The organism is Mycobacterium sp. E3298, from assembly GCF_001666895.1.
In the GTDB taxonomy this organism is placed as follows: domain Bacteria; phylum Actinomycetota; class Actinomycetes; order Mycobacteriales; family Mycobacteriaceae; genus Mycobacterium.
This window is the reverse complement of record NZ_LZJB01000154.1, coordinates 1-9,573: the sequence shown is the minus strand read 5'-3', so window position 1 is coordinate 9,573 and position 9,573 is coordinate 1. Positions and strand designations below refer to the sequence as shown.

General features: G+C 69.6%; 11 protein-coding genes. 4 read left to right on the top strand and 7 right to left on the bottom strand.

Annotated elements, in window-relative coordinates:
• Window positions 1-547 (top strand): GlxA family transcriptional regulator (locus A9X05_RS07155; protein WP_197498957.1); only part of this gene is annotated, 547 nt, incomplete at its 5' end.
• 9 nt (window positions 548-556) lie between these two features.
• Window positions 557-1,303: a DJ-1/PfpI family protein gene (locus tag A9X05_RS07150; RefSeq protein ID WP_368664920.1), complete on the top strand. Its 747-nt coding sequence runs from the start codon at window positions 557-559 to the stop codon at window positions 1,301-1,303.
• 48 nt (window positions 1,304-1,351) lie between these two features.
• On the opposite strand, the gene A9X05_RS07145 is transcribed toward A9X05_RS07150, so the two are convergent.
• Window positions 1,352-1,825 (bottom strand): nuclear transport factor 2 family protein, encoded by a 474-nt coding sequence (locus A9X05_RS07145; protein WP_067750535.1) that lies wholly within the window; start codon window positions 1,823-1,825, stop codon window positions 1,352-1,354.
• A gap of 58 nt (window positions 1,826-1,883) precedes the next feature.
• Between A9X05_RS07145 and A9X05_RS07140 the strand changes: the two genes are divergently transcribed.
• A complete protein-coding gene (locus tag A9X05_RS07140; protein ID WP_067780253.1) occupies window positions 1,884-2,654 on the top strand; it encodes an SDR family oxidoreductase in 771 nt (256 codons plus the stop codon).
• 1 nt (window position 2,655) lies between these two features.
• Here A9X05_RS07140 and A9X05_RS07135 read toward each other — a convergent pair whose 3' ends face one another.
• From A9X05_RS07135 to A9X05_RS07115, 5 genes are all read right to left on the bottom strand, one after another.
• Window positions 2,656-3,429 (bottom strand): YqjF family protein, encoded by a 774-nt coding sequence (locus tag A9X05_RS07135; RefSeq protein ID WP_067750525.1) that lies wholly within the window; start codon window positions 3,427-3,429, stop codon window positions 2,656-2,658.
• Window positions 3,426-4,085, bottom strand: a complete 660-nt coding sequence (locus A9X05_RS07130) for a hypothetical protein (protein ID WP_067750521.1) — start codon at window positions 4,083-4,085, stop codon at window positions 3,426-3,428. The genes A9X05_RS07135 and A9X05_RS07130 overlap by 4 nt, the downstream gene beginning before the upstream one ends.
• 27 nt (window positions 4,086-4,112) lie before the next feature.
• The gene (locus tag A9X05_RS07125; RefSeq protein WP_067750518.1) at window positions 4,113-5,345 is read right to left on the bottom strand and encodes a serine hydrolase domain-containing protein; all 1,233 of its coding nucleotides are present in this window, start codon (window positions 5,343-5,345) and stop codon (window positions 4,113-4,115) included.
• Window positions 5,346-5,416: 71 nt separating this feature from the next.
• Window positions 5,417-7,252: a fatty acyl-AMP ligase gene (locus tag A9X05_RS07120; protein ID WP_067780251.1), complete on the bottom strand. Its 1,836-nt coding sequence runs from the start codon at window positions 7,250-7,252 to the stop codon at window positions 5,417-5,419.
• A 104-nt stretch (window positions 7,253-7,356) separates the two neighbouring features.
• Complete coding sequence (locus A9X05_RS07115; RefSeq protein ID WP_067780248.1) at window positions 7,357-8,427, bottom strand: serine hydrolase; 1,071 nt, start codon at window positions 8,425-8,427, stop codon at window positions 7,357-7,359.
• 158 nt (window positions 8,428-8,585) lie between these two features.
• Here A9X05_RS07115 and A9X05_RS07110 point away from each other — a divergent pair, with 158 nt between their 5' ends.
• Window positions 8,586-9,053, top strand: coding sequence for an SRPBCC family protein (locus A9X05_RS07110; protein ID WP_067780246.1), 468 nt, complete (start codon window positions 8,586-8,588; stop codon window positions 9,051-9,053).
• A gap of 24 nt (window positions 9,054-9,077) precedes the next feature.
• Here the strand turns inward: A9X05_RS07110 and A9X05_RS07105 are convergent, their stop codons facing one another.
• A complete protein-coding gene (locus tag A9X05_RS07105) occupies window positions 9,078-9,419 on the bottom strand; it encodes a hypothetical protein (RefSeq protein WP_067750502.1) in 342 nt (113 codons plus the stop codon).
• Between the last annotated feature and the right edge of the window lie 154 nt (window positions 9,420-9,573).

Below are 9,573 nucleotides of genomic sequence, written 5' to 3'. Positions count from 1 at the left end.
CGAGTTCCCCGCGATCGACGTGGACGCCGATCCGATCTTCGTCCGCAGCTCGGAAACCGTGTGGACCGCAGCGGGTGTCACCGCGGGCATCGACCTCGCGCTCTCGCTGGTAGAGGACGACCATGGCACCGAGGTCGCGCAGACCGTCGCGCGCTGGCTGGTGCTGTATCTGCGCCGTCCCGGCGGGCAGACGCAGTTCGCGGCGCCGGTATGGATGCCGCGGGCCAAACGCAATTCGATCCGCACCGTGCAGGAGGCCATCGAGGCCGAGCCTGGCGGCGAGCACAGCATCGACGAGCTGGCCCGTCGCGCGGCGATGAGCCCCCGGCACTTCACCCGCGTGTTCACCGCCGAGGTCGGCGAGGCGCCCGGCCAGTACGTCGAGCGGATTCGCACCGAAGCCGCGCGCCGGCAGTTGGAGGAGACCGACGACACCGTCGTCGCCATCGCCACCCGCTGCGGGTTCGGCACCGCGGAAACCATGCGGCGCAACTTCCTTCGCCGGGTCGGCATTCCGCCGGACCAATACCGCAAGGCCTTCGCCTGAAAGGAAAGGATGACACCCATGACCCAAATCGCGATCGTGACCTATCCGGGCTTCACCGCGCTCGACATGATCGGCCCCTACGAGGTGCTGCGCAACCTGCCGGACGCCGAAGTGCGGTGCGTCTGGCACGAGGCGGGGCCGATCACCGCCGACTCCGGTGTGCTGGTCATCGGGGCCACCCACTCCCTGGCCGAAACCCCTTCGCCCGACGTGGTTCTCGTGCCGGGTGGTCCGTCGACACCGGTGCATGCGCGCGATGAGGCGTTGCTGGACTGGCTGCGCAGGGCGCACCGAAGCGCTGCGTGGATGACGTCGGTGTGCTCGGGGTCGGTCATCCTGGCGGCCGCCGGCCTCCTCGAGGGCCGCCGCGCGACGTCGCACTGGCTGACCGTCCCGGCGTTGAAGGCGTTCGGTGCGGTGCCAGTGGGCGACGAACGGATCGTGCACCAGGGCAACGTCGTCACGTGTGCGGGAGTGTCGGCGGGACTCGACCTGGCGCTGTGGCTCGCCGCCGAGATCGGCGGCGAGGGCCGCGCCAAGGCGATCCAGCTGGCGATCGAATACGACCCGCAGCCGCCGTTCGACTCCGGCCATCTGTCGAAGGCGTCGGCGACCACCAAGGCGGCGGCCACCGCGCTGCTGTCCCGGGAGAGTGTGAAGCCGGCCAACATGAAGGCCGCCACGATGCTGGCGTGGGAGCAGGCACTGGCAGCCATCCGGTCGCGGCGGCGGGTGCGACAGCCGGTGACGAGTTAGTCCGATGGTGGCGACACGTCCCCCGGCTTCGCGGGGGACGGGCCGCCACTAGCCTGGCTGGAGGATCTCGTCTGACGCGAGCTGTCCCCCGGCCTGCAGCCAAGCCGTCACCACGCCGGGCGCGTCCCGGTTCGGGTTGTAGATGTCCTCCTCGCTGGAGAACAGGCCGTTTCCGGCGTAGACCAGCCGCGTCCAGTTCGGGAACCAGAACGGCTCACCATTCGGATCCGTCGGGTGGTCGAGCAGGTTCTTGATCATCACCACGACGGCGTCGTTCTCCTCGTCGTAGGCAGTCCAGTCGGACGGAAATCGCATGTGCGGGAACGGCGCCATGACGGCCACGATCCAGTCCCGCACCGCCTCGCGGCCGTGAAACACTCCGTAGTGATGTTCGGTGTAGACGACATCCTCGGTGAAGAGATCGGCGAAGGGTCGCCAGTCGCCCGAGGCGCTGCACCCCTCCACCACCCGCGTGTAGTTCTCGACCGCTTGCTCGATTTCTGCCCTGGTGAATTTGCCCATGGCGGACACACTAGAACTTGTTTCGGTTATAGGTCGCTCGTCTGGATAGGGATCTCGCATGAACGTCTTGAAGTTGTTTGATCTCCGCGGCAAACGGGCGTTGGTGACGGGGGCGTCCAGCGGCATCGGCAAGAAAGTGGCGCAGGCCTATCTGCAGGCCGGCGCCGACGTGGCCATCGCCGCGCGGCGTGCCGACGCTCTGGACGAGGTGGCCCGCGAGATCGCGGCGGACGGCGAGGGCAGGGTGGTGCCCATCCCGTGCGACGTGACCCGGCCCGACCAGGTGACCGCGCTGCTGGACCGGGTGACCGCGGAGCTGGGCGGGATCGACGTCGCCGTCTGCAACGCCGGCATCATCACCGTGACACCGGTGCTGGAGATGTCCCCGGAAGAGTTCGAACGCATCCAAAGCACCAATGTCACAGGCGTTTTCCTCACTGCCCAGGCGGCCGCGAGGGCGATGGTCCGACAGGGTCGGGGCGGCAGCATCATCACCACGGCCTCGATGTCGGGCCACATCATCAACATCCCGCAGCAGGTCGGCCACTACTGCACGTCGAAGGCGGCGGTGATTCACCTGACCAAGGCGATGGCTGTGGAGTTGGCGCCGCACAACATCCGGGTCAACAGCGTCAGCCCGGGCTACATCCTCACCGAGCTCGTGGAGCCGATGACGGAATATCACCGGCTGTGGGAGCCGAAGATTCCGCTCGGGCGGATCGGCCGCCCCGAGGAACTCACCGGCCTCTACGTTTACCTGGCCGGCGAGGCCTCCAGCTACATGACCGGATCCGACCTCGTGATCGACGGCGGGTACACCTGCCCGTAGGTCACGCGACGACGACGCGGCGGCCGAAACGGGTTCGCACACCCGGCGAGAACAGCGCGCGCAAGCGCTCGCCGGCGGGCCGCACCATGCTGGCCGCCACCAGCTCGTCGTCCAGCTCGACGACCTCGGCGGCGCACAACGGCCAGGGTTCGTGCTCGTTAGGTACCCACCAGGTTCGCCCGGCCCAGCGGGTGTGTGCGCCCCACCGGGCGGTGAGCCAGACCTCGAGCGGCGTCGGGTCCACCGGGGCGCCGACGGTGACCTCGACGCGGCTGCGCAGTCCGCGCCGCGGCCATCGGCGCACGCTGTGGTACGTGACGCGGTCGCCGCGCCGGCTTGTCCGCATCCTCGCCCAGGTGTAGGGCACGCCGAGGCCGGCCCGGACGACCGGGACGACCGCCAGCCGCGTCGTTTCCAGCGACCGGAACAGCACCCCGTGCCGGCCGGAGTCGTCGACGGAATAGAGCCGTACGTTGGTCTCCGGGAAGCGGCCGAAGTACGGAAGCGGAAGGGAGGAGCCGACTTTGGTGCTGTCCATGACGAACGGAACCAGCCCGACGTAGGTCATCCCGTCGGCGAAGACGTCGGGGCGGGTGCCGGGCGGATACATCGTTTCGACGGTGGCGGGCCGGACCGGCCAGTGGATGAACGTCAGGTCCCGCCACCGCTGGTCGAACGTGACGGGGCCGCGAAGCGGCGGTGGTGTGACCGCGAATCCCGCGACGGGTTGGCTGCCGCCGGGCTCGGCGACCGGCGGGCCGGGCACCGTGGTCATCCCTCCAGCTCCCCGAAGACCCTGCGTTCGATGCCGGCTTGGGTGGTGGCCGGCAACACGACGAGTCCTTCGAGTTCCTGACGCGCCAACTCGTAGGCGCGCCGGCGTTCCTGCGGTGCCGCGGCGGAGTCCGACGCGACCCGCAGCAGGTTCTGCGCGCGCGCAATTCGCTGCTGGTCCGCGCGGGAGAAGTCGCTGCGCCGCCTGCGCATCGCTTCCGTCTCCGCGGTGTTGAAGGCGGTCACGTAATCCTCGACGGCGGTCCGGTATTGCGCGGCGGCCTCCCGGTCGTCGAGGAGATCTTCGGCTTTGCCGGGGCGCAGGAAATCGGCCCGCAGCTTGGCTTTGTGGAACGCGACCGTCAACGGATCGCGCATGTCGGTCATGAGCGGGAAATCCAGGAGCTTGGCGACGTCGAGTTCATAGTCGAGCCATCGCGTGTCGGTGCGGCTGTGCTCTTCGAGGACGCGGCGCAGCGACCGCCACTGGGCGACGTGGTTGTCGCCGGTGTCCGGTGGCGTCTCCGGCCGGTCGGCGACCGGCGGTGGCTCGGCCCGGCGCCGGTTGGCGCCGAACGAGCGGGCCACGGCGACGGCGGCACCCACCAGGGGCAGGACCACGATCAACAGCTCCGCCAGCCGGATGAGCAAACCCACACGGCCAGGATGCCATCACTGTCGTCGTCACGTCTGCGGTCGCACGCCGAGGACGTCGCGAAACAGCGCCTGCCGCAACGCGAGTTCGCGCGGGTCGCTCCAGAGGTGAAACCCCAGCCGGTTCATCACGTAGGCGAACCCGACGCCGGTGTCCGGGTCGGCGCAGCCGAATGACCCACCGAAGCCCGGAGTTCCGAAAGCCCTGCCCGACGATCCGAATTCGAAGTGGGGCACGGGTTTACAGAAACCGAGGGAATACGCCACGTCGACGTTCATCACCTTGTCGCGAATGCCCCGGCTGGGCGGGAGCGCCGGCGCCGCGAGCGCCTCGACGGTATCCCCGCCCAAGCCGAGTTCGGCTCCCCCGGTGGCCGCGCTGCCGTACATGCGCGCAACCGCCCGGGCGGTGCCGATGCCGTTGGCGGAGGGGATCTCGACCGCCCGAACGTCCTCGCGGTTGTAGTCGCCGTTGAACGGGTTGACGCCGCGAGGCACCGCGATCATGCGGGCCGTCAGTCCGACGGGGTTCAGCGAGGCGCCCACGAACCCGGGCGGCATCACGTTCAGGTGCAGCAGCGATTCGGCGCGCACCCAGTGGTGGACGTGCGCGACCCGCTCGCGGTCGACCGAATCCGGGAGGCCGATGTGGAGGTCGAGCCCGAGCGGCCGGACGATCTCGTCGGCCATGAAACGGCCCAGCGTGCGGCCGGCCGGGTCCGTCCGTCGGATCAGCTCGGATTCGTACCAGCCCAGCGTGATCCCGTGGTAGCCGTGCCGCGAACCAGGTCGCCACGCCGGTGCCTGGGCCGCCAGCATGGGCGAGAGCCTGGCCGGATCGGCTACGTCGGCCAGCGTCGGCTTCGGCTTGAGCGCGCAGACCCCGGCCTGGTGCCCCAGGAGCTGGCGGACGGTCACATCGCCCTTGCCCGCCTGCGCGAACTCCGGCCAGTAGTCGGCGACCTTGGCGTCGTAGGAGATGAGCCCGCGGGAAACCGCGACGGCCACGACCAGGGCGGCAACACCTTTGGTCGTGGAGAACATGTTGACCATGGTGTCGGGCTGCCACGGTTGTTTCGCCAACCCGTTGCGGTAGCCGCCCCACAGGTCGACGACCTTGACCCCGTCGCGGTAGACGGCGACGGCCGCGCCCACCTCCGCGCCGTCGCGGAAACTTGCGCGAAAGGCGTCGGCCACCTTTCCGTAGCCGGCCTCCACGTCGCCGCCGATCAGGTCAGCGGGCACCGCAACCTTGAGAACCATTGTCCTGCCTCCGAAAGGGAGACTAAGTCAGCCGCGGCGGCCGGGGCCGTTTTTCGGGCCGTCCGCCCGGGTCAGTGTGCGCCCAGGCCGCCGCTCAGGTATTGGGCGCGGCAGGCCCGGCGCGCCAGCTTGCCGCTGGTGGTGCGCGGGATGGCGCCGGCGGGCAGGAAACACACGTCGGCGACCGGCAGCCCGTGGCGGCGCGAAACGGCGGCCCGGATCGCCTCGATGGCCGGCTGCGGATCGGCCCTGCTGGTGCCCGTCGCCCGCTCGGCGATGACCACCAGCTGTTGATCGGAGTCTCCGGCCGGGACGGCGAAAGCCGTCACGTATCCGCGCCGGACGATCGGGGAAGCTTCGGCGACGGTCGCCTCGATGTGCTGCGGGTAGTGGTTGCGGCCGGCGACGGTGATCGTGTCGGCGATCCGGCCGGTGACGTACAGCTCGCCGTCGAGATAGGTGCCCAGGTCCCCGGTCCGCAGCCACGCGCCGTCGACGGCGGATCCCGCCGCGTGACTGCCCTCGGCCAACCGGCAGTGCAGCCGACCGCCGAACGCTCGCCGGGTGTCCTCGGGCAGCCCCCAGTAGCCGCGACCGACGTTGTTGCCCTGCACCCAGATTTCGCCGACGTGACCGTCGGGCAGTTCGGTCCCGCCGTCCGGGTCGACGATGACGGCCCACTCGCTGCGGCCCACCTGGCCGCAGGACACCTGCGCGACGGCCTCCGGGGCGTCGGCCGGCACCCGTACCGCGCGGCCGGCGCCCAGCTCCGCGCGGTCGAAATACGCGGCCGTCGCCTCCGCTTCGGGCGCGATGGTCGCGACGAACAGCGTGGCCTCCGCGATGCCGTAGGAAGGCTTGAACGCCGTCGGCGGCAGGCCGTATGGGGCGAACGTCTTGTTGAAGGCGTTGATCGCATCGATGCTGACCGGTTCGGATCCGATGATCAGCACCACGTTGCTCAGGTCGACGGCGTCACCCGGCGCGGGCAGCCCCCGCTGGGCCGTCCATTCGTAGGCGAAGTTCGGCGCCGCGGTGACGGCCCGGCCCGCCTCGGCCGACAGGGCTTTGATCCAGCGCTGCGGCCTGCGCACGAACGCCGCGGGCGACATCAGCGTGGAGTGCCCCCCGTACACCGCGGGGAAGCCGATCATCGACAGTCCCATGTCGTGGTACAGCGGCAGCCAGCTGACACCGTGGGTGTTGCGGTCCAACAGGTCGATCGAAAGGATCATCTGCACGAGGTTGGTGCCCACCGCCCGGTGCGTGATCTCGACGCCGACCGGGGGCCGCGTCGAGCCCGACGTGTATTGCAGATGCGAGACGTCGTCGTGGCGCAGCTCGGTGGGGGTGAACGAGTCCCGCGCCGAGTCGGGTATTTCGTCGATGACGATGACCCGCGGCCGCTGCAGCTGCGGGAGCGTGCCCAGAAATTCCTCGACCGCTCCCCTGGCCGCCGCCGTCGTCAGCACGGCGGTCGGCCGCGAATCGCGCAGGGCCGTGTCCAGACGTTCGGCGTGGCCGGGCAACTCGGGCGCGAACAGTGGCACCGCGATAGTGCCGGCCTTGATCGCCGCGTAGAAGCCCGTCACGTAGTCCAGGCTCTGCGGCGCCAGGACGGCGACCCGTTCGCCAGGGCCGGCGGCTTGCTGGACCCGCGCGCCGATCGCTTCCAGCCGCACGCCGAACTGGTTCCACGTCACCTCTTCGGCCACGCCGTCGGCGGAGCGGTTGTAGTCCAGGAAGCGGTATGCCACCGCGTCACCGACGTTGGCGATGTTGCGGTCGATGAGGGAGATGAGCGTGACGTCCGCCGGGGGCATGATGTTGCCCTCGGCATCCAGGCAGTCCTCGATCTTGAGCATGCCGGGGACACTTGGGGCGTGCTGCCCGGAACCGAACTCCATGGACCCCACTGTAGGCAAGGCGGCGCGGCAACCCGTCGTGCCGCGACCGTGACGATCGGTACGGCGGCGCGCGAAGGGTCTTGTCTGCGAATCGAATCCGTCAGCTACATCCAGAGCTTCGCCAGCGCCTCGGCGAGGGCCTCCGGATCCTGCTTGTCGGTGTTGCAGGTGATGGCCACCGACGTCGCCCGGTCCTTGCTGACCCGGAAAGCCGTGACGAATCCGCCCCACGAACCATCGTGATCGAGTGCGCCGTTGGCCAGCAGGTAGATCCCGGCACCGTAGCGGTCCCCGCCGCCCGGTTCGGTGGGCACGGCTCCGGCCAGTTGGGCACGGAGGAGCGCGGGACCGCCCACGCGGCCGGTGCGGTAGTTGTCCGCCCAGCGGACCAGTTCGCTGGGTGTGGTCTGAATGCCGCCGTCACCGACCTGCCCCCAGCCGGACGCGACCGCGTTGCCCTCCTTGTCGTAGCCGACAGCCTTCCCGGGAATCGGCCCGGTGGGATCGACGACCATGTTCAGCCCGAGGGGGCGAAAGATGTGGCCGGAGAGGAATTCCGCCAACGGTTCGCCCGAAGCACGGTGCACGATCTCGCCGAGCAACAGGTAATTGGAGTTGGAGTATTCGAATCGCGAACCGGGCGGGAACTCGAGCTGGTCGACGCCCGCCAGCGCCCGCAGGGCCTGATCCTCGGTCGTCCGGTCGCCGACCTGGGTGCCCTGCGCCTCGAGCAAGCCGACGTAGTCGGGAATTCCGCTCGTCTGGTGCATCAGCTGCTCGAGGGTGACGGTGTTCGCCCACGCTGGCAGCTCGGGCGCGTGCCGGGAAACGGGGTCGCCCAGCGTCAGCTGACCGGCGGCGACCAGCAGCAGCACCGCTCCGGCGGTGAATTGCTTGGACACCGACGCGATGTCGAACACCGTGTCGGGTGTGATGGCCTCGTGCGTCGAGACGTCCGCCAGGCCGCGCACCCCGGTCCAGACGACTTTGCCCTCGACGCCCGCGGCGGCCGAGCACCCCGGATCGCGTGCGCCGATTGCGTCGTCGAGCACCCGTTGACTGCGGACGTGGGCGTCGGCGCCGCCGGTGGTGGAGGTGGCGCGGACGCCGTCGTGGCCGCCGCCGCAGGCGCCGAGCAACAACGTGACGGCAAACATCAACAACGCCTGCCGCATTCGCCGATTGTAGGCACCACCCGATCGACGGCCGGGTGCTTTCGCCGCGCCGCCGGCGGAGGGGCCGGCGAACCCCGTCCGGCGGGGGCGCTGCGCGGGCGGTAGCCTACGCGCGAACGGCCGCCAGGGTCGGCGTTGGATCTCCCGGGGAGTGGGTCATGTCAGGCAGGACGTATTCGTTCGAGGTCACCCGTACCAGCACCGCGCCCGCGGCGACGCTGTTCCGCCTCGTGACCGACGGCGCGAACTGGTCGAAATGGGCCAAGCCCATCGTCGTCCATTCGAGTTGGGCGCGGCAGGGTGATCCCGCGCCGGGCGGGATCGGGGCGGTCCGCAAGCTCGGGATGTGGCCGGTGCTCGTGCAGGAGGAAACCGTCGAATACGAGCAGGACCGGCGGCATGTCTACAAGCTGATCGCGCCGTCCAACCCGATCAAGGATTACGTCAGCGAGGTGGTCCTCACGCCGAACCCGGCCGGCGGCACCGACATCCGCTGGACCGGCTCGTTCGTCGAGGGAGTCCGTGGCACGGGTCCGGCGATGCGGGCCGCCATGGGCGGCGCGGTCCGGTATTTCGCGCGTCGGCTGGTGGAGACGGCCGAGCGCGAGTCGACCGGCCAGCGCTAGCCGCGCCTGCGTCCACGGCAGGCGCTACGGGTTGTTGGCCTGCTGCTCATCGAGCTGCGCCTGCTGCATGCTCTGTTCGAACTGCTGCTGCGCCTGTTCGTTTTGCTGTTCGGCCTGCTGCATGGACTGCTGCAGCTGCTGCTGAGCGAGCTGCTGCTGCAGCTGGGCTTCGTCGTCGTCGTCATCGGCGGCGAAACCGTTCCCGCCGGAAAGGTCGGGCGGTGCCTGTGGGAATGCCGCCACGTCCGTCGGGCGCGCCGATGCCTGCGCCGCGTCGAACGTGGTGAGGAGAGCGACGGCCGCGGCCGCCGCGAAGACGAGCTGCGCGATGTGTCGCCGGGGGTGGTGAGGGGTTCCGGTGGTCATCCCTCAGTTGTGCGCCGAAACCCTAGCTGCCACCTGGGAAGGGGCTGTCGCCGGAGTATGAAGCCTCCGGATCGCTACTTCGAGTCGACCTCGTCCTGGTACTTCTTCGTCATGTGCGCGACCGCATCCAACTGAGATTGCGCGAGGCTGTCCC

What these genes read in the sequence shown, in the direction of transcription:
- A9X05_RS07140 (WP_067780253.1), top strand. Translation starts at nt 1,884, where the DNA reads ATGAACGTCTTGAAGTTGTTTGATCTCCGCGGCAAACGGGCGTTGGTG.
- A9X05_RS07105 (WP_067750502.1), bottom strand. Translation starts at nt 9,419, where the DNA reads ATGACCACCGGAACCCCTCACCACCCCCGGCGACACATCGCGCAGCTC.
- A9X05_RS07150 (WP_368664920.1), top strand. Translation starts at nt 557, where the DNA reads ATGACACCCATGACCCAAATCGCGATCGTGACCTATCCGGGCTTCACC.
- A9X05_RS07110 (WP_067780246.1), top strand. Translation starts at nt 8,586, where the DNA reads ATGTCAGGCAGGACGTATTCGTTCGAGGTCACCCGTACCAGCACCGCG.
- A9X05_RS07125 (WP_067750518.1), bottom strand. Translation starts at nt 5,345, where the DNA reads ATGGTTCTCAAGGTTGCGGTGCCCGCTGACCTGATCGGCGGCGACGTG.
- A9X05_RS07120 (WP_067780251.1), bottom strand. Translation starts at nt 7,252, where the DNA reads ATGGAGTTCGGTTCCGGGCAGCACGCCCCAAGTGTCCCCGGCATGCTC.
- A9X05_RS07115 (WP_067780248.1), bottom strand. Translation starts at nt 8,427, where the DNA reads ATGCGGCAGGCGTTGTTGATGTTTGCCGTCACGTTGTTGCTCGGCGCC.
- A9X05_RS07145 (WP_067750535.1), bottom strand. Translation starts at nt 1,825, where the DNA reads ATGGGCAAATTCACCAGGGCAGAAATCGAGCAAGCGGTCGAGAACTAC.
- A9X05_RS07135 (WP_067750525.1), bottom strand. Translation starts at nt 3,429, where the DNA reads ATGACCACGGTGCCCGGCCCGCCGGTCGCCGAGCCCGGCGGCAGCCAA.